Consider the following 17774-nt stretch of genomic DNA (forward strand, 5'->3'; position numbering starts at 1 on the left):
ATTCTTTGCTTATGACCGTCAGCAAAATAATGTGTCAAATAACAACATCACAACAAATGCAATCACCATAAACAATGGGGAATCTCAGGATGAAAATGAAGGGTAAAGCGTTACTGGCAGGATGTGTCGCGTTAGCGATGAGCAACATGGCATTCGCGAAAGATATTAAAGTCGCTGTCGTGGGTGCGATGTCTGGCCCGGTTGCGCAATACGGTGATCAGGAGTTTACTGGCGCTGAGCAGGCTGTTGCTGATATCAACGCCAAAGGCGGTATCAAAGGCGACAAGCTGGTTATCACCAAATATGATGATGCCTGCGACCCGAAACAAGCTGTTGCAGTAGCGAACAAAGTGGTTAACGACGGCATCAAATACGTTATTGGTCACCTGTGCTCCTCTTCTACCCAGCCTGCGTCCGATATTTATGAAGACGAAGGTATTCTGATGATTACGCCAGCAGCGACGGCTCCGGAGCTGACGGCTCGCGGCTATAAACTGACTCTGCGCACCACCGGCCTGGATTCTGATCAGGGCCCGACTGCGGCAAAATACATTCTGGAACACGTTAAACCGCAGCGCATTGCTGTTATCCACGATAAACAGCAGTACGGTGAAGGTCTGGCGCGTGCCGTACAGGATGGCCTGAAAAAAGGCGGCGCGAACGTGGTGTTCTTTGACGGTATCACGGCTGGCGAGAAAGACTTCTCCACGCTGGTTGCGCGTCTGAAAAAAGAAAACATCGACTTCGTTTACTACGGTGGCTATCACCCGGAAATGGGCCAGATCCTGCGTCAGTCTCGTGCTGCCGGTCTGCAAACTAAATTTATGGGTCCGGAAGGCGTAGCGAACGTTTCCCTGTCTAACATCGCGGGCGATTCTGCCGAAGGCATGTTAGTGACCAAACCGAAGAACTACGATCAGGTTCCGGCGAACAAACCTATCGTAGAAGCGATCAAAGCGAAGAAACAGGATCCGAGCGGCGCATTTGTATGGACCACCTACGCCGCGCTGCAGTCTCTGGCTGCTGGCCTGAACCAGTCTTCTGACCCGGCGGCTATCGCGACCTGGCTGAAAGGCAACTCTGTTGAGACCGTTATGGGGCCGTTGTCCTGGGACGAGAAGGGTGACCTGAAAGGCTTTGAGTTCGGCGTGTTCACCTGGCATGCGAATGGCACCGCCACTGACGCCAAATAAACAGTAAAAAGGCAACGCAAGTTGCCTTTTTTAATGTTTGCGCCCTCTCCCTGTGGGAGAGGGCCGGGGTGAGGGCATCAGACCGCACAGACCTACTTCCCCGGATGCGCTGCGCTTATCCGGACTACTTTCTTACGCGCTGACGCGTTTTACCCAGCCATCTTGCTCAGCGGTAAAGCCCATTGCCTGAGCAAATGCGGCCATCACGTTGCGATCTTCCACGCCGGCTTCGGTAATCCACCAGGTAGTAATAGCAGGATTATCGCGGATCACTTCTTCGAGCAAATATTGGCCAACGCCGCGGCGACGGGTGACATCACGCACGCGCAGCGAATCCAGAGCAGCCTGAGTGCCACTCAGGGTCACACGAACAGCGCCTAGTAATCGGTCGTTAAAACGCGCCGCATAAATGCGATGTGTTTCGTCAACCTCCAGCGAGGCAGGGGAGTATTCAGGCCAGACTTTAGCTAAATCAATATGATCCTGCTCGGTAAAACTTACCAGACGGATAATGGTCAATTTCATTCACAGCTTGTCCATGTCTCAAAAGATATTTGCAGTGTAAACAATTTCCTCTGACGCAGGCTGTTACTTTTTCATTTTTCGGTTTGCAGGCGATTACTTTTGAGCCAGGCGTTGCGGCAGATTTAAACATTAGGGATCGAAAAACAGGCAGCATTTTCCCCTGAAAGGTAGCGTTTTATTCCGCTCTTTGTGCCATTATTTTATGCTGTAAACTGAACTTTTTTGGTTTATCTCCAGCGTAATTCAGAATATTATCTCTGCTTAATCGCCTGAAAAATAGAGTATTTAGTCTGGTTTTTGCCAAAAAACTGCGCTAAACCATTCATGGCGCTGGTAAAAATAGCGTTGTCTATAAAAAGTACAGAATGCTTTTTAACCATAAAAAAACAATATATTTACACACGACATCACGAACGAGGATTTCAGAATGAGAAGGAACGCGAAGACATTAATCGCGGGGATGGTTGCACTTGCGATGTCTCACGCGGCCATGGCGAAGGATATAAAAGTTGCGGTTGTGGGGGCGATGTCCGGTCCGATTGCTCAATGGGGCGATATGGAGTTCAACGGTGCGCGCCAGGCTATCAAAGATATCAACGCTAAAGGCGGCGTTAAGGGCGACAAACTGGTCGCTGTGGAATATGACGACGCCTGTGACCCGAAACAAGCCGTTGCGGTGGCGAACAAAGTCGTTAACGACGGTATCAAATACGTAATTGGACATCTCTGCTCATCGTCAACGCAGCCTGCGTCTGACATCTACGAGGACGAAGGCATCCTGATGATCTCCCCCGGGGCGACTAACCCGGAACTGACCCAGCGCGGCTATCAGCACATTATGCGTACCGCAGGCCTGGACTCGTCTCAGGGGCCGACCGCCGCGAAATATATCCTCGGCACGGTTAAGCCGCAACGCATTGCCATCATTCACGACAAGCAGCAGTACGGTGAAGGCCTGGCGCGTTCTGTTCAGGAAGGGCTGAAAGCCGGTGGCGCGAATATCGTCTTCTTCGACGGCATTACCGCCGGTGAGAAAGATTTCTCTGCTCTCGTAGCCCGCCTTAAGAAAGAAAATATCGATTTTGTCTACTACGGTGGTTATTACCCGGAAATGGGGCAGATTCTGCGTCAGGCGCGTGCGAATGGTCTGCAGACCCAGTTTATGGGGCCAGAAGGCGTAGGGAATGCATCTCTTTCCAACATCGCGGGCGATGCGGCGGAAGGCATGCTGGTGACGATGCCGAAGCGTTACGACCAGGATCCGGCTAACCAGACCATCGTCGACGCGTTAAAAGCCGAGAAGAAAGACCCGAGTGGTCCGTATGTCTGGATCACCTATGCCGCAGTACAGTCTCTGGCACAGGCAATGGCGCGTTCTGGCAGTGATGAACCGCTCGTGCTGGTAAAAGATTTAAAAGCTAACGGAGCTAAAACCGTCATTGGGCCGCTGAACTGGGATGAGAAAGGCGATTTGAAAGGATTTGATTTCGGAGTCTTCCAGTGGCATGCCGATGGTTCGTCCACGGTAGCCAAATAAGGCAACCACTTATCATATTTCGCGCCGCAGATGCGTTGGCTGCGTTTATCCACCCCGGTCACGTATGACTTGTACGCTTCCGGGCTGAACAAACTTGCCGCCTTCCTGCAACTCGAATTATGGCGAGTGGGGGTTCAACATCCCGGCTTGTCGGGTTTAGAAAGGTTACGTTATGTCCGAGCAGTTTCTCTATTTCTTGCAGCAGATGTTTAACGGCGTGACGCTGGGAAGCACCTATGCATTGATCGCCATCGGTTACACCATGGTGTATGGCATTATCGGCATGATCAACTTCGCCCATGGCGAGGTCTATATGATCGGCAGTTATGTCTCCTTTATGATTATTGCCGCTTTGATGATGATGGGTATCGACGCCAGTTGGCTGCTGATTGCCGCAGGCTTTGTCGGCGCTATCGTCATTGCCAGCGCGTATGGCTGGAGTATTGAGCGTGTGGCCTATCGGCCGGTGCGCAACTCCAAACGCCTGATTGCACTGATTTCCGCCATCGGCATGTCAATCTTCCTGCAAAACTATGTCAGCCTGACCGAAGGTTCACGTGACGTCGCGTTGCCGAGCCTGTTTAACGGCCAGTGGACGGTCGGCAGCAGTGATAATTTCGCTGCCACCATCACGACTATGCAGCTGGTTATCTGGATTGTGACCTTTGTTTCCATGCTTGCGCTGACGGTGTTTATCCGTTATTCCCGCATGGGGCGCGCCTGCCGCGCCTGTTCAGAAGACCTGAAAATGGCGAGCCTGCTTGGTATCAACACTGACCGCGTGATTGCCCTGACCTTTGTGATCGGCGCAGCGATGGCGGCAGTGGCGGGTGTGTTGCTCGGTCAGTTCTATGGCGTAATCAACCCCTATATCGGCTTTATGGCGGGGATGAAAGCCTTTACCGCAGCGGTACTGGGCGGTATCGGTAGCATTCCGGGTGCGATGATCGGCGGCCTGATTCTGGGCATCACCGAAGCACTCTCCTCGGCGTACCTGAGTACGGAATATAAAGACGTGGTGGCGTTTGCCCTGCTGATCATCGTGCTGCTGGTGATGCCGACCGGTATCCTGGGTCGCCCGGAGGTTGAAAAAGTATGAAACCAATGCATTTTGCGATGGCGTTGCTCTCAGCCGTCCTGTTTTTTGTGCTGGCGTCCGTCTTTATGGGCGTACAGTTAGAGCTGGATGGTACCAAACTGGTGGTGAACACCGCGGCGAGTATTCGCTGGGAGTGGGTGTTCATTGGTACTGCCGTGGTCTTTTTCTTCCAGCTACTGCGCCCGGTTTACCAGAAAACCCTGAAAAACGTCTCGGGGCCGAAATTCATTCTGCCGGCGATCGACGGTTCGACCGTTAAACAGAAACTCTTCCTGGTGGCCCTGCTGGTTGCTGCCGTAGCATGGCCGTTTGTGGTTTCGCGCGGTACGGTGGATATCGCCACCATGACCATGATTTATATCATCCTCGGCCTCGGGCTGAACGTGGTGGTGGGGCTGTCCGGTCTGCTGGTGTTGGGTTATGGCGGTTTCTACGCCATTGGCGCTTACACCTTCGCGCTGCTGAACCACTATTACGGCCTTGGTTTCTGGACATGTCTGCCGCTGGCGGGCCTGGTATCAGCGGCAGCGGGTTTCCTGCTGGGCTTCCCGGTACTGCGTCTGCGTGGAGATTACCTGGCGATTGTCACCCTCGGTTTCGGCGAAATCGTCCGTATTCTGCTGCTGAACAACACTGAAATTACCGGTGGTCCGAACGGGATCAGCCAGATTCCAAAGCCGACGCTGTTCGGACTGGAGTTTAGCCGTACCGCGCGCGAGGGCGGCTGGGATACGTTCAGCAACTTCTTTGGCGTGCCTTATGATCCCAGCGACCGTGTCGTCTTCCTTTATATGGTTGCGCTGCTGCTGGTCATCGTTACCCTGTTTGTGATTAACCGTCTGCTGCGTATGCCGCTCGGTCGCGCCTGGGAAGCGCTGCGTGAAGATGAAATTGCCTGCCGCTCTCTGGGCCTCAACCCGACCCGCATCAAGCTGACCGCGTTCACTATCAGCGCCGCGTTTGCGGGTTTTGCCGGTACGCTGTTTGCTGCACGCCAGGGTTTTGTCAGCCCGGAGTCCTTCACCTTTGCGGAGTCCGCATTTGTGCTGGCAATCGTGGTTCTGGGCGGTATGGGTTCGCAGTTTGCGGTTATCCTGGCAGCGATTCTGCTGGTGGTTTCCCGTGAGCTGATGCGTGATTTCAATGAGTACAGCATGTTGATGCTGGGTGGATTGATGGTACTGATGATGATTTGGCGTCCTCAAGGCTTGCTGCCGATGACCCGTCCGCAACTGAAACTGAAAAACGGTCAGGCAAAGGGAGAGCAGGCATGAGTCAGCCATTGTTATCCGTAAACGGCCTGATGATGCGTTTTGGCGGCCTGCTGGCCGTCAACAACGTGGCGCTGGATTTACATCCGCAGGAGATCGTTTCGCTGATTGGCCCGAATGGTGCGGGCAAAACCACCGTCTTTAACTGCCTGACCGGTTTCTACAAACCGACGGGCGGCACCATCATGCTACGCGAGCAGCACCTGGAAGGGTTGCCAGGTCAGCAAATCGCACGCATGGGTGTAGTTCGTACTTTCCAGCACGTACGACTGTTTCGTGAAATGACGGTGATTGAAAACCTGCTGGTGGCACAGCATCAGCAACTGAAAACCGGTGTGTTCTCCGGCCTGCTGAAAACACCGTCTTTCCGCCGCGCGCAAAGTGAAGCGCTGGATCGCGCCGCCACCTGGCTTGAGCGTATTGGTCTGCTTGAGCATGCCAACCGCCAGGCAAGCAACCTCGCCTATGGCGACCAGCGTCGCCTGGAGATTGCCCGTTGCATGGTGACACAGCCGGAAATCCTGATGCTGGATGAACCGGCGGCAGGTCTGAACCCGAAAGAAACCAAAGAGCTGGACGAGTTAATTGTTGAGCTGCGTAACAACCACAACACCACCATCTTGCTCATCGAACATGATATGAAGCTGGTGATGGGGATCTCCGATCGTATTTATGTCGTCAACCAGGGGACGCCGCTGGCTAACGGTACGCCGGAAGAAATTCGTAATAACCCGGACGTGATCCGTGCATACCTCGGTGAGGCATAAGATGGAAAAAGTCATGTTGTCCTTTGACAAAGTTAGCGCCCACTACGGCAAAATCCAGGCATTGCACGATGTCAGCCTGCATATCAATCAGGGTGAGATTGTTACCCTGATCGGCGCCAACGGCGCGGGTAAAACCACACTGCTGGGTACCCTGTGCGGCGATCCGCGTGCAACCAGTGGTCGTATCGTGTTTGATGGCAAAGACATTACCGACTGGCAGACGGCGAAAATCATGCGTGAAGCGGTGGCGATTGTGCCGGAAGGGCGCCGTGTCTTTTCTCGTATGACCGTGGAAGAGAACCTGGCGATGGGCGGCTTCTTTGCCGACCGTGACCAGTTTCAGGATCGCATCAAGTGGGTCTACGAGCTGTTCCCTCGTCTGCATGAACGTCGGATTCAGCGTGCGGGCACGATGTCCGGCGGCGAACAGCAGATGCTGGCGATTGGTCGCGCGTTAATGAGCCAGCCGCGCCTGCTGCTGCTGGACGAACCCTCACTGGGGCTTGCGCCGATCATCATTCAGCAGATTTTCGATACCATCGAACAACTGCGTAAAGATGGGATGACAATCTTCCTCGTCGAGCAGAACGCCAACCAGGCGCTGAAACTCGCCGATCGCGGCTATGTGCTGGAAAACGGCCACGTCGTACTGGAAGATACCGGCGATGCGCTGCTGGCGAACGAAGCGGTGCGTAGCGCCTATCTTGGCGGTTGATCGCGTTTCCCCCTCACCCTAACCCTCTCCCCGTGGGAGAGGGGCGGGGTGAGGGCATCAGGCTGCACCCAACCCTAAAAACCCCTTCACACAACCATCATCTCTCTGACGCCTGGCTGTCACCTTATTGTAATTAAAAGGTTATTTTTCTGTCATTCGAGCATGTCATGTTACCTCGCGAGCATAAAACGCGTGATATCGCGCATCCGGCACAACAAGAGAGAAAACCGAATGACACCGTTACGACACACAGCTTTAGGACTGGCTCTTGGGTTGATCTTTGCAGGCAACGCAATGGCTGTCACGACAATCCCATTCTGGCATTCCATGGAAGGCGAGTTAGGCAAAGAAGTTGACTCCCTGGCGCAACGTTTTAACGACACCCACCCGGATTACAAAATTGTGCCGGTGTACAAAGGTAACTACGAGCAGAGCCTGAGTGCGGGTATCGCAGCGTTTCGTACCGGTAATGCGCCGGCCCTGCTGCAGGTTTACGAAGTAGGGACGGCGACCATGATGGCATCGAAAGCCATTAAGCCGGTCTACGAAGTGTTCAAAGACGCCGGTATCAACTTTGATGAATCCCAGTTTGTGCCGACCGTTGCCGGTTACTACACCGATTCAAAAACGGGTCACCTGCTGTCCCAGCCGTTCAACAGCTCCACACCGGTGCTGTACTACAACAAAGATGCTTTCAAAAAAGCGGGTCTGGATCCCGAGCAACCGCCAAAAACCTGGCAGGATCTGGCTGCATACACGGCCAAACTGAAAGCAACAGGGATGAAGTGCGGTTACGCCAGCGGCTGGCAGGGTTGGATCCAGATTGAAAACTTTAGCGCCTGGCACGGCCTGCCTGTTGCGACCAAAAACAACGGTTTCGACGGTACGGATGCGGTTCTGGAGTTCAACAAACCGGAGCAGGTGAAACACATCGCCATGCTCGAAGAGCTGAACAAGAAGGGCGATTTCAGCTATTTCGGTCGTAAAGACGAGTCTACTGAGAAGTTTTATAACGGCGACTGTGCGATTACCACTGCGTCCTCTGGCTCGCTGGCGGATATCCGTCATTACGCCAAATTTAACTACGGTGTGGGCATGATGCCTTACGACGCCGACGTGAAAGGCGCGCCGCAGAACGCCATCATCGGCGGGGCCAGCCTGTGGGTTATGCAGGGTAAAGACAAGCCGACCTATACCGGTGTTGCGCAGTTCCTTGAGTTCCTGGCTAAACCGGAAATCGCCGCTGAATGGCACCAGAAAACCGGCTACCTGCCGATTACTACTGCGGCATACGATCTGACCCGTAAAGAAGGCTTCTATGACAAGAACCCGGGTGCGGATATCGCGACGCGCCAGATGCTGAACAAGCCGCCGTTGCCATTCACCAAAGGTCTGCGTCTGGGCAACATGCCGCAGATTCGTACCATTGTGGATGAAGAACTGGAAAGCGTCTGGACCGGCAAGAAAACGCCACAGCAGGCGCTGGATTCGGCGGTCGAACGTGGTAATCAACTGCTGCGCCGCTTCGAGCAGTCGACTAAGTCTTAATGTAAAGGTGCTGGATGTTCCCCGGTGGCGCTGCGCTTACCGGGGCTACATCATTAAGTAGCCCGGATAAGGCGCTTGCGCCGCCATCCGGGAGTGCATTCAGCAACGTTTAGCCAAAGAGTAACCTCATGTCCTCATCCCGTCCGGTGTTTCGTTCCCGCTGGCTGCCTTACCTGCTGGTCGCGCCTCAACTGGTTATCACCGTTATTTTCTTTATCTGGCCTGCAGGCGAAGCGCTGTGGTATTCGGTACAAAGTGTTGATCCGTTCGGCCTGTCGAGTCAGTTCGTGGGCCTTGATAATTTTGTGGCCCTGTTCCATGACGGCTATTACCTTGAGTCCTTCTGGACAACGATGCGTTTTAGCGCGCTGGTCACCTTTTTTGGCCTGTTCTCGTCCCTGTTCTTTGCCGCACTGGTCGACAACGTGGTACGCGGCAGCCGTGTATACCAGACGTTAATGCTGCTCCCGTATGCCGTCGCCCCGGCCGTCGCCGCGGTGTTGTGGATATTTCTCTTCAACCCTGGTCGCGGTTTGATAACCCACTTTCTTGAACAATTTGGTTATAACTGGAACCATGCGCAAAACAGTGGACAGGCCATGTTCCTGGTGGTTTTTGCTTCTATCTGGAAGCAGATTAGTTACAACTTTTTATTCTTCTTCGCTGCGCTGCAATCTATTCCCCGTTCCCTGGTGGAAGCGGCGGCGATTGACGGCGCAGGGCCGATTCGACGCTTCTTTAAGCTCTCGTTGCCGCTGATTGCCCCGGTGAGTTTCTTCCTGCTGGTGGTCAACCTGGTGTATGCCTTTTTCGATACCTTCCCGGTGATTGATGCCGCGACGGCGGGTGGCCCGGTACAGGCAACGACCACGCTGATTTATAAGATTTACCGTGAAGGTTTTGCCGGTCTGGATCTGTCCGCTTCCGCTGCACAGTCCGTGGTGCTGATGTTCCTGGTGATCGTGCTGACGGTCGTTCAGTTCCGTTATGTTGAAAGCAAGGTACGCTACCAATGATTGAGAATCGTCCCGGGCTGACTTTTTTCAGCCACCTTCTGCTTATTCTGGGCATTGTGACGATCCTGTTTCCGCTGTATGTCGCCTTTGTGGCGGCAACGCTGGATAACAACGCCGTTTATGAAACGCCAATGACCCTGATTCCCGGCACGCACCTGCTGGAAAATATGAAAGCGATTTGGGTTAACGGCGTTGGCGTTAACAGTGCGCCGTTCTGGCTGATGATGCTTAACAGCTTCATCATGGCGTTCTCTATTACCGTGGGGAAAATCGCCGTCTCGATGCTCTCCGCCTTTGCCATCGTCTGGTTCCGCTTTCCGCTACGTAACCTCTTTTTCTGGATGATTTTTATCACCCTGATGCTGCCGGTTGAAGTGCGTATTTTCCCGACGGTGGAAGTGATTGCGAACCTGAAAATGCTCGACAGCTACACCGGGTTAACGCTACCGCTGATGGCTTCGGCTACGGCGACATTCCTCTTTCGCCAGTTTTTTATGACGCTGCCGGATGAGCTGATGGAAGCGGCGCGTATTGATGGCGCCTCACCGATGCGCTTTTTCCGGGATATCGTGCTGCCGCTGTCAAAAACCAATCTGGCGGCGCTGTTTGTCATTACCTTTATCTACGGCTGGAACCAGTATTTATGGCCCCTGCTTATCATCAGCGACGTCAATCTGGGCACCGCTGTCGCGGGCATCAAAGGCATGATCGCCGTAGGTGAAGGCACCACACAATGGAACCAGGTAATGGCGGCCATGCTGCTCACGCTGATTCCCCCGGTCGTTATCGTTTTTGCCATGCAGCGTGCGTTTGTGCGTGGCCTGGTCGACAGTGAGAAATAAGATGGCAGGATTAAAACTACAGGCCGTAACCAAGAGCTGGGATAACGGCAAAACGCAGGTTATTCAGCCGTTGACGCTGGATGTGGCAGACGGCGAATTTATTGTGATGGTTGGGCCATCCGGTTGCGGAAAGTCGACGCTGCTCCGCATGGTCGCCGGCCTTGAGCGCGTCAGTACAGGCGATATCTGGATTGATAGCCAGCGCGTAACAGAAACAGAACCGAAAGATCGCGGTATTGCGATGGTGTTCCAGAACTATGCGCTCTACCCGCATATGAGCGTGGAAGAGAACATGGCCTGGGGGCTGAAAATTCGCGGCATGGGTAAAGAGCACATTGCCGAACGCGTGAAAGAGGCGGCCCGTATTCTGGAGCTCGATGGTCTGTTAAAGCGCCGCCCGCGCGAGTTATCCGGCGGTCAGCGTCAGCGTGTGGCGATGGGACGTGCCATTGTGCGCGATCCGGCGGTGTTCCTGTTTGATGAACCGTTATCAAACCTGGACGCGAAACTACGCGTCCAGATGCGGCTCGAATTACAGCATTTACATCGTCGCCTGAAAACGACCTCGCTCTACGTAACCCACGACCAGGTAGAAGCAATGACGCTGGCGCAGCGTGTTATGGTGATGAATAAAGGCGTGGCGGAACAGATCGGCACGCCTGTTGAGGTGTATGAAAAACCGGCCAGCCGCTTTGTGGCGAGCTTTATCGGCAGCCCGGCCATGAACCTGCTTGATGGGCGTATCAGCAGCACCGGCACCCATTTTGAGTTAGAAAGCGGGATGGCGCTGCCCATTAACTGGTATTACCGGGGTTATGCCGGGCGTAAAATGACGCTGGGTATCCGCCCGGAACATATTGCGTTAAGCTCTCAGTCCGCAGGTGGCGTACCGCTGGTGATGGATACGCTTGAGATGCTTGGCGCAGACAATCTGGCTCACGGTCGCTGGGGCGATCACAAGCTGGTGGTGCGTCTTGCACATCAGGACAGGCCGCAGCAGGGCAGCACGTTGTGGCTGCATTTGCCGGAGAATCACCTGCACCTTTTTGACGGTGAAACAGGACAACGTGTATGAGTAACTGGCCTTACCCCCACGTCGCCGCCCATCGTGGCGGTGGTAAACTCGCCCCGGAAAACACCCTGGCGGCCATTGATGTGGGTGCCCGCTATGGTCACACGATGATCGAATTCGATGCGAAGTTGTCGAAAGACGGGCATATTTTTCTGCTGCATGACGATAATCTCGAACGTACCAGCAACGGCTGGGGTATTGCCGGGGAGCTGGAATGGAGCGATCTGCTGAAAGTTGATGCGGGTGGCTGGTTTAGCGGCGAATTCAAAGATGAACCGTTGCCGCTGCTGTCGCAAGTTGCCGACCGTTGCCGTCAGTACGGCATGATGGCCAACATCGAAATTAAACCGACGACCGGCACTGGCCCGCTGACGGGTAAAGTGGTGGCGTTAGCCGCGCGTGAACTCTGGGCTGATATGCCGACACCGTTGCTGTCGTCGTTTGAAATCGATGCGCTGGAAGCGGCAATGGCGGCAGCGCCGGAATTACCGCGTGGGTTGCTACTGGATGAATGGCGCGACGACTGGCGGGAATTGACCAGCCGTCTGGAGTGTTTTTCCATCCATCTTAATCACACGCTTCTGGATGAAGAACGAGTGGATATGCTGCGGGACGCTGGATTACGCATTCTGGTTTATACCGTCAACCGCCCTCAGCGCGCATCCGAGTTGCTACGCTGGGGCGTTGATTGCATCTGTACTGACAATATTGCCGTCATCGGGCCAGATTTTCAGCCTTAAGGCGCAACGGTTTTTAGCGGTATATTGGCTTGCGGCGTGCTGACATGGCTTTGATTCAGCATGCTGCTGCCTGTCTGGTTCGCGGGCAGCATATGTTGCTGCTGGCCCAGTGTCGCATCGTTGTTAGCGCTTTGGTTCAACATGCCGCCGTTTGTATTGGGGAGTATTTGCTGGGTATTCGGATCGAGCTCCCCCGGCTGTGCCTGCCTTACCCGCTGGGAATTATTATTAATCTGCGCTTCCAGATGCTGCTGTTGCAGGCGGGTCTGCGTCTGCAAATTCTGATTTAACATCCCTTTTTGCTGCTGTTGCTGATTGAGCATTTGCGTCTGCATTCGCTGCTGACTCGGTATCTGGTAACCCGGCTGATTCGGGTTATTGGTGGTGTTGAGCGGCTGTGCGAAAGCGGTCAATGGCAAGAATGCGGCCAGAATAAATAGTCGTTTCATCATCATCTCCTCCTTCTGAGGCTTCCTTTAAGTTTACTCCGTTTCACGCATTACGATGATCTTTTAGGAGTTCTGAACCAGGCTTAAGCGGGGACTGTTGCCCCTTCTCAGGAGAACGACGATGATGAAACAGAAGTTTGCGCGTTGGGTGGCGATAGCCGCTCTGATGGCGGGAGGATGTTTTAGCGTTGCGGCGGCACCTCCGCCCGTGGCGGCCCCGGCTCCGGTGTCATATGGCGTTGAGGCGGATGTCTTTCATCCGGTTCGTGCGAAGCAGGGGATGGTGGCGTCCGTTGACGAAACCGCCACCCGCGTTGGCGTCGATATCCTTAAGCAGGGGGGCAACGCCGTGGATGCGGCTGTGGCGGTTGGCTATGCGCTGGCCGTGACGCACCCGCAGGCCGGTAATCTTGGTGGCGGCGGGTTTATGATGATCCGCACTAAAGACGGCAAAACGACGGCTATTGATTTTCGTGAAATGGCCCCGGCAGCCGCAACGCGCGATATGTTTCTTGACGACCAGGGCAACCCGGACAGCAAAAAATCTCTCACGTCACACTTAGCTTCCGGTACGCCTGGCACCGTGGCGGGCTTTGCGCTGGCGCTGGAAAAATATGGCACATTGCCGCTGAATAAAGTCGTACAACCCGCGATTAAGCTGGCGAAGCAGGGCTTCGTAGTGAATGACGCGCTGGCTGACGATCTCAAAACCTATGGCAGTGAAGTACTGCCAAATCATGAAAACAGCAAAGCTATCTTCTGGAAAGATGGCGAACCGCTGAAAAAAGGCGACAAACTGATTCAGGCTAATCTGGCAAAGAGTCTGGAGATGATTGCCGAAAAAGGGCCGGATGCATTCTATAAAGGGGCGATTGCCGATCAGATTGCCCAGGAGATGAGCAAAAACGGCGGCCTAATCACGAAAGAAGATCTGGCTAATTATAAAGCCGTTGAGCGCATACCGATCAGCGGTGACTACCGCGGCTACCAGATTTTCTCCATGCCGCCGCCTTCTTCCGGGGGGATCCATATTGTGCAGATCCTCAATATTCTTGAGAACTTTGATCTCGCAAAATATGGCTTCGGCAGCGCGGATACTTTGCAGGTGATGGCTGAGGCAGAAAAGTACGCCTATGCCGACAGGTCTGAATATCTTGGCGACCCGGATTTTGTGAAGGTGCCCTGGCAGGCGTTGACCAACAAGGATTATGCAAAATCGCTGGCCCAGCAAATTGACGTCAACAAAGCGAAGCCATCGAGCCAGATTCGTCCGGGCAAGCTTGAGCCCTACGAGAGTAACCAGACGACACACTATTCAGTGGTGGATAAAGACGGGAATGCCGTTGCGGTGACCTACACCCTCAACACCACCTTTGGCAGCGGGATTGTGGCGGGGAATACCGGCATCCTGATGAACAACGAAATGGACGACTTCTCTGCCAAACCGGGTGTTCCGAATGTGTATGGACTGGTGGGGGGCGATGCAAATGCGGTAGGGCCGGGCAAACGTCCTCTCTCTTCTATGTCGCCGACTATCGTAGTGAAAGACGGAAAAACATGGCTGGTCACAGGCAGCCCTGGTGGTAGTCGAATCATCACAACAGTGCTGCAAATTGTAGTAAACAGCATCGATTTTGGGATGAACGTCGCCGAAGCGACCAATGCACCGCGCTTCCATCATCAGTGGCTGCCGGATGAACTGCGCGTCGAAAAAGGCTTTAGCCCGGATACTCTCAAGCTGCTTGAGCAGAAAGGGCAAAAGGTTGCCGTGAAAGAGGCGATGGGCAGCACGCAGAGCATTATGGTTGGCCCGGACGGCACGCTGTATGGTGCGTCTGACCCACGTACGGTGGATGATTTAACGGCGGGGTATTAAGCGAAATGGCCCTTTTATGGGAAAGGGCCATTTATTATATGAATGAATTCACAGCCAGCCTGAAATATTCTTAGTTGTATCAACGAAGTATATTCCCTTGCAGGGAATTAGCGTTTTTGTTTCAATGATGGTTAGGTCGGATTAGCCATGTTTTAAACATGCGCACCAAGGACAGGCCAGGAGAATATACATGGACGCTAATCAGGTGATTTTATCCGTTTTAACTAAGCATGACCTTTTCTATCTTAAAAACAGGTATTTACAGATGCGGAAAAATGCGCGGGCGGCGGCACAACGCCGAAACGAACGAGAACATTTACCCTTTGTTATTCTGAGCCTTGCGGATTTTTGTTCAAGTGGCATCGTCATGTTTTCATCGATCGGTTTTATTTTTATTATTTATGCTTTTTTTCAGGATGAAGTATTGAAAGGTCTAATTTGTAGTGGCATTACATTTATAATGATTATTCTTTGCTTTTTATACGTCGGCGTCAGACATACCAGGTTTCCATGCATACTTGCTTTAAAAATTTTAATAATCAGGGCGAAATGTTTGAGGTATAAAATTCCGGTTCCGCAAAGACTCCCTGATGACTGGGAAATTTATACAATATAGTGGGAAAAGGCTTTTTAAGTCGATATTCGCCTTTTAGAATGTTGCTTTAAGTTTTTGCCGTGAGGCGTTAGTCTGAAATAAATTCAGGTGTTGGTTTCAACGAAGATGCTTTTTTTACGCTGTATTAAGTATCAGCAAAAGGACAGGCCAGGAGAATATACATGGACGCTAATCAGGTGATTTTATCCGTTTTAACGAAGAAGGATCTTTTCTATCTTAAAAACAGATATTTACAGATGCGGAAAAATGCGCGGGCGGCGACAAGGCACCAAAATGAAAGGGAGCATTTACCCTTTGTTATTCTGAGTCTTGCAGAATTTTGTTCAAGTGGTAATTTAATGTTTTCATCACTAGGGTTTATCTTCTTTATCTCTGCTTTTTTTCAGGATGAAGTATTGAAAGGTCTGATTTGTACTGCGATTACATTTATGATGGTTATTCTTTGCTGCTTATATTCCGACTTCAGACAAACCAGATTTCCGGCTATGCTTATTTTTAAAATGTCATTAATCAGAGCGAAATGCTTAAGGTATAAAATTCCGGTGCCGCAAAGCCTCCCTGATGACTGGGAAATTTATCCTATATAGTGGGCAAAGGCTTTTTAAGTCGATATTCGCCTTTTAGAATGTTGCCTTAAATTTTTGCCGCGAGGCGTTAGTCTGAAATAAATTCAGGTGTTGGTTTCAACGAAGATGCTTTTTTTACGCTGTATTAAGCATCAGCAAAAGGACAGGCCAGGAGAATGTACATGGACGCTAATCAGGTGATTTTATCCGTTTTAACGAAGAAGGATCTTTTCTATCTTAAAAACAGATATTTACAGATGCGGAAAAATGCGCGGGCGGCGACAAGGCACCAAAATGAAAGGGAGCGTTTACCCTTTGTTATTCTGAGTCTTGCAGAGTTTTGTTCAAGTGGTAACTTCCTGTTTTTAGTAGTGTTCGTTTCCGCAATTGCTAATGCTGTGTTTCGGGATGAAATTATAAAAGGTCTTATTATTACTGGGTTTATAATTATAATAACTTTTTTTGGATTTTTATACGTCGACGCCAGACAAACCCGGTTTCCGGCTATGCTTATTTTTAAAATGTCATTAATCAGAGCGAAATGCTTAAGGTATAAAATTCCGGTACCGAAAAGGCTACCTGATGACTGGGAAATCAACTGGTCCATATAGTCAATTAAGGCTTTCCATATCGATATTCATCATCGATAAAGGTGGCCTTAAATTTTCTCAACGAGTCGCCAACCTGATAAATTTTCAATGGCGTTGGTTTTAATGAGAATGCGTTTCTGAAGTCCTGCGAAACGGCTTTATAAAGCCGTCCGGTTCCGGGCTTGTCTCCCCAGGAGCGTAACGCCAGCGAGTTTTTATTGGGCACGATTTTCATGCCGGAATAGGCTGCATAGGCGGTAACGGCAAAGTCTACTGAGCTATAAGCAAGGTCGCCTTCATCGATATCATAGCCCATTTTTTGGGCAATAAAACGATAGGTCTTACGTATTATCCATGGCTTCTGTTGATCGTAGAGTAAAGGCGTAATACTTTCATAAATATTATTTAAACCATGCCCAGCTATCACCACGCTTATGCCTTTTATTCGTTTAGAATGGACCGTATTGCCAAACTTGTAAACACCCCGCGCACCAAAAATCTGCCCCACGCCGGAAACAACCCCTCCGGCTATCTTAGCGTATTTTAAGATACCTTGATCCTCAAATATATCGGTGATGATATACTTGTGATAATCGCCTCGCCGCAGGCTCTGATACTCTTTTTCAGCTAACTCGAACTCAAACTTAAGCTCATTGATTAACCTGATTCGTTCATTTATATCAAACGTACTGTTAAATCGACGAGTGATATCGATGATGACATTTTCGATCTCCTGAATATAATCCATTCTTGATATCGATGAATCTATAAAAAATACCGAGGCCAGGTTTGCCACACGGCGAAGCGCTAACGCGTACTGTTCCAGATCCCGCCTTAAATAACTGATCGCTGATGTTCCCATTTAAAATATCCTTTCTTCCCAGAGGCTCCATGCGCTTGTCCCTGCGGCAACATGCTCCCATACCACCGATTCATAGACAAAGGAGACGCTCTCCTGAGGTTGGCTGTCATTATGGGTGAGGGAATTAGGATAATAAAAACGAATATGATTTATTTTTGCTTTGACAAGTTTTAGTTGGAAATAATGTTCCATGCCTCCGCCACGGCTTGAACGATAAAAATTAAAAAGACATTCAAGCTCTTCATTTTTACTTATGGCATTGGCTAACAGTGGCGTGGACTTATCGATGGGCTTTCTGATTTCAACTGGCTGCATTAATACATTTTGTTCACGCGTTATCTCGCTGGTTAATTCATAGATGAAGATTTCATCCTCGTGCATCAATTGATAACTATTGCCAATGGATTTCTGTGTTGAACACCCTTCGGAAATCAATCCTTGCTGCGAGCCCTGAAGAGAAAGATAAATAATGTTTGCCATTTTAGCCTCC

At 51.6% G+C, this 17774-nt stretch carries 19 protein-coding genes; 15 read left to right on the forward strand and 4 right to left on the reverse strand.

Features of this window, described 5'->3' with window-relative positions:
- The first annotated feature begins 89 nt into the window (after positions 1-89).
- The gene (locus AB182_RS27120; RefSeq protein WP_167337910.1) at positions 90-1193 is read left to right on the forward strand and encodes a branched-chain amino acid ABC transporter substrate-binding protein; all 1104 of its coding nucleotides are present in this window, start codon (positions 90-92) and stop codon (positions 1191-1193) included.
- Positions 1194-1325: 132 nt separating this feature from the next.
- On the opposite strand, the gene panM is transcribed toward AB182_RS27120, so the two are convergent.
- Entirely contained in the window at positions 1326-1718 is a 393-nt protein-coding gene (panM, locus tag AB182_RS27125; RefSeq protein ID WP_047372780.1) for an aspartate 1-decarboxylase autocleavage activator PanM, read from the reverse strand.
- Between the two features lie 427 nt (positions 1719-2145).
- Here panM and livK point away from each other — a divergent pair, with 427 nt between their 5' ends.
- The 10 genes from livK to ugpQ all read left to right on the forward strand — a co-directional run bounded on the left by livK (position 2146) and on the right by ugpQ (position 12325).
- Positions 2146-3255 (forward strand): high-affinity branched-chain amino acid ABC transporter substrate-binding protein LivK, encoded by a 1110-nt coding sequence (livK, locus tag AB182_RS27130; protein ID WP_047372781.1) that lies wholly within the window; start codon positions 2146-2148, stop codon positions 3253-3255.
- A gap of 172 nt (positions 3256-3427) precedes the next feature.
- Positions 3428-4354: a high-affinity branched-chain amino acid ABC transporter permease LivH gene (livH, locus tag AB182_RS27135; protein WP_047372782.1), complete on the forward strand. Its 927-nt coding sequence runs from the start codon at positions 3428-3430 to the stop codon at positions 4352-4354.
- Entirely contained in the window at positions 4351-5628 is a 1278-nt protein-coding gene (locus AB182_RS27140; protein ID WP_047372783.1) for a high-affinity branched-chain amino acid ABC transporter permease LivM, read from the forward strand. Before livH ends, AB182_RS27140 begins: the two co-directional genes overlap by 4 nt.
- A complete protein-coding gene (gene livG, locus AB182_RS27145; protein ID WP_047372784.1) occupies positions 5625-6392 on the forward strand; it encodes a high-affinity branched-chain amino acid ABC transporter ATP-binding protein LivG in 768 nt (255 codons plus the stop codon). Before AB182_RS27140 ends, livG begins: the two co-directional genes overlap by 4 nt.
- 1 nt (position 6393) lies before the next feature.
- Positions 6394-7107: a high-affinity branched-chain amino acid ABC transporter ATP-binding protein LivF gene (livF, locus tag AB182_RS27150; RefSeq protein ID WP_047372785.1), complete on the forward strand. Its 714-nt coding sequence runs from the start codon at positions 6394-6396 to the stop codon at positions 7105-7107.
- A 231-nt stretch (positions 7108-7338) separates the two neighbouring features.
- On the forward strand, positions 7339-8655 hold the full coding sequence (ugpB, locus tag AB182_RS27155) for a sn-glycerol-3-phosphate ABC transporter substrate-binding protein UgpB (RefSeq protein ID WP_041851342.1): 1317 nt from the start codon (positions 7339-7341) through the stop codon (positions 8653-8655).
- 128 nt (positions 8656-8783) lie between these two features.
- Positions 8784-9671, forward strand: a complete 888-nt coding sequence (ugpA, locus tag AB182_RS27160) for a sn-glycerol-3-phosphate ABC transporter permease UgpA (protein ID WP_047372786.1) — start codon at positions 8784-8786, stop codon at positions 9669-9671.
- Positions 9668-10513: a sn-glycerol-3-phosphate ABC transporter permease UgpE gene (gene ugpE / locus AB182_RS27165; RefSeq protein ID WP_047372787.1), complete on the forward strand. Its 846-nt coding sequence runs from the start codon at positions 9668-9670 to the stop codon at positions 10511-10513. Before ugpA ends, ugpE begins: the two co-directional genes overlap by 4 nt.
- 1 nt (position 10514) lies before the next feature.
- Positions 10515-11588 (forward strand): sn-glycerol-3-phosphate import ATP-binding protein UgpC, encoded by a 1074-nt coding sequence (locus tag AB182_RS27170; protein WP_047372788.1) that lies wholly within the window; start codon positions 10515-10517, stop codon positions 11586-11588.
- Positions 11585-12325: a glycerophosphodiester phosphodiesterase gene (gene ugpQ / locus AB182_RS27175; RefSeq protein ID WP_047372789.1), complete on the forward strand. Its 741-nt coding sequence runs from the start codon at positions 11585-11587 to the stop codon at positions 12323-12325. The genes AB182_RS27170 and ugpQ overlap by 4 nt, the downstream gene beginning before the upstream one ends.
- Here ugpQ and AB182_RS27180 read toward each other — a convergent pair.
- A complete protein-coding gene (locus AB182_RS27180; RefSeq protein WP_047373461.1) occupies positions 12322-12774 on the reverse strand; it encodes a DUF2756 family protein in 453 nt (150 codons plus the stop codon). The two genes, ugpQ and AB182_RS27180, sit on opposite strands and share 4 nt — an antisense overlap.
- Positions 12775-12895: 121 nt before the next feature.
- Here AB182_RS27180 and ggt point away from each other — a divergent pair, with 121 nt between their 5' ends.
- From ggt to AB182_RS27200, 4 genes are all read left to right on the forward strand, one after another.
- Positions 12896-14650 (forward strand): gamma-glutamyltransferase, encoded by a 1755-nt coding sequence (gene ggt, locus AB182_RS27185; protein WP_047372790.1) that lies wholly within the window; start codon positions 12896-12898, stop codon positions 14648-14650.
- Positions 14651-14840: 190 nt separating this feature from the next.
- The gene (locus tag AB182_RS29810; RefSeq protein ID WP_052958931.1) at positions 14841-15266 is read left to right on the forward strand and encodes a hypothetical protein; all 426 of its coding nucleotides are present in this window, start codon (positions 14841-14843) and stop codon (positions 15264-15266) included.
- Between the two features lie 161 nt (positions 15267-15427).
- Positions 15428-15853, forward strand: coding sequence for a hypothetical protein (locus tag AB182_RS27195; RefSeq protein WP_047372791.1), 426 nt, complete (start codon positions 15428-15430; stop codon positions 15851-15853).
- 161 nt (positions 15854-16014) lie between these two features.
- The gene (locus AB182_RS27200; protein WP_047372792.1) at positions 16015-16443 is read left to right on the forward strand and encodes a hypothetical protein; all 429 of its coding nucleotides are present in this window, start codon (positions 16015-16017) and stop codon (positions 16441-16443) included.
- A 4-nt stretch (positions 16444-16447) separates the two neighbouring features.
- Here AB182_RS27200 and AB182_RS27205 read toward each other — a convergent pair whose 3' ends face one another.
- Together AB182_RS27205 and AB182_RS27210 are read right to left on the reverse strand one after the other, a co-directional pair.
- On the reverse strand, positions 16448-17284 hold the full coding sequence (locus AB182_RS27205; protein ID WP_047372793.1) for a DUF4225 domain-containing protein: 837 nt from the start codon (positions 17282-17284) through the stop codon (positions 16448-16450).
- Positions 17285-17764 carry an Hcp family type VI secretion system effector gene (locus tag AB182_RS27210; protein ID WP_047372794.1) on the reverse strand — a complete coding sequence of 160 codons (480 nt, stop codon included), beginning with the start codon at positions 17762-17764 and terminating at the stop codon, positions 17285-17287.
- Positions 17765-17774 lie beyond the last annotated feature (10 nt).

The organism is Phytobacter ursingii (assembly GCF_001022135.1).
Lineage (GTDB): Bacteria > Pseudomonadota > Gammaproteobacteria > Enterobacterales > Enterobacteriaceae > Phytobacter > Phytobacter ursingii.

Bases quoted from the DNA above. Each gene is read 5' to 3' on its own strand.
- AB182_RS27120 (WP_167337910.1), top strand. From the start codon at position 90: ATGAAAATGAAGGGTAAAGCGTTACTGGCAGGATGTGTCGCGTTAGCG.
- panM (WP_047372780.1), bottom strand. From the start codon at position 1,718: ATGAAATTGACCATTATCCGTCTGGTAAGTTTTACCGAGCAGGATCAT.
- livK (WP_047372781.1), top strand. From the start codon at position 2,146: ATGAGAAGGAACGCGAAGACATTAATCGCGGGGATGGTTGCACTTGCG.
- livH (WP_047372782.1), top strand. From the start codon at position 3,428: ATGTCCGAGCAGTTTCTCTATTTCTTGCAGCAGATGTTTAACGGCGTG.
- AB182_RS27140 (WP_047372783.1), top strand. From the start codon at position 4,351: ATGAAACCAATGCATTTTGCGATGGCGTTGCTCTCAGCCGTCCTGTTT.
- livG (WP_047372784.1), top strand. From the start codon at position 5,625: ATGAGTCAGCCATTGTTATCCGTAAACGGCCTGATGATGCGTTTTGGC.
- livF (WP_047372785.1), top strand. From the start codon at position 6,394: ATGGAAAAAGTCATGTTGTCCTTTGACAAAGTTAGCGCCCACTACGGC.
- ugpB (WP_041851342.1), top strand. From the start codon at position 7,339: ATGACACCGTTACGACACACAGCTTTAGGACTGGCTCTTGGGTTGATC.
- ugpA (WP_047372786.1), top strand. From the start codon at position 8,784: ATGTCCTCATCCCGTCCGGTGTTTCGTTCCCGCTGGCTGCCTTACCTG.
- ugpE (WP_047372787.1), top strand. From the start codon at position 9,668: ATGATTGAGAATCGTCCCGGGCTGACTTTTTTCAGCCACCTTCTGCTT.
- AB182_RS27170 (WP_047372788.1), top strand. From the start codon at position 10,515: ATGGCAGGATTAAAACTACAGGCCGTAACCAAGAGCTGGGATAACGGC.
- ugpQ (WP_047372789.1), top strand. From the start codon at position 11,585: ATGAGTAACTGGCCTTACCCCCACGTCGCCGCCCATCGTGGCGGTGGT.
- AB182_RS27180 (WP_047373461.1), bottom strand. From the start codon at position 12,774: ATGAAACGACTATTTATTCTGGCCGCATTCTTGCCATTGACCGCTTTC.
- ggt (WP_047372790.1), top strand. From the start codon at position 12,896: ATGATGAAACAGAAGTTTGCGCGTTGGGTGGCGATAGCCGCTCTGATG.
- AB182_RS29810 (WP_052958931.1), top strand. From the start codon at position 14,841: ATGGACGCTAATCAGGTGATTTTATCCGTTTTAACTAAGCATGACCTT.
- AB182_RS27195 (WP_047372791.1), top strand. From the start codon at position 15,428: ATGGACGCTAATCAGGTGATTTTATCCGTTTTAACGAAGAAGGATCTT.
- AB182_RS27200 (WP_047372792.1), top strand. From the start codon at position 16,015: ATGGACGCTAATCAGGTGATTTTATCCGTTTTAACGAAGAAGGATCTT.
- AB182_RS27205 (WP_047372793.1), bottom strand. From the start codon at position 17,284: ATGGGAACATCAGCGATCAGTTATTTAAGGCGGGATCTGGAACAGTAC.
- AB182_RS27210 (WP_047372794.1), bottom strand. From the start codon at position 17,764: ATGGCAAACATTATTTATCTTTCTCTTCAGGGCTCGCAGCAAGGATTG.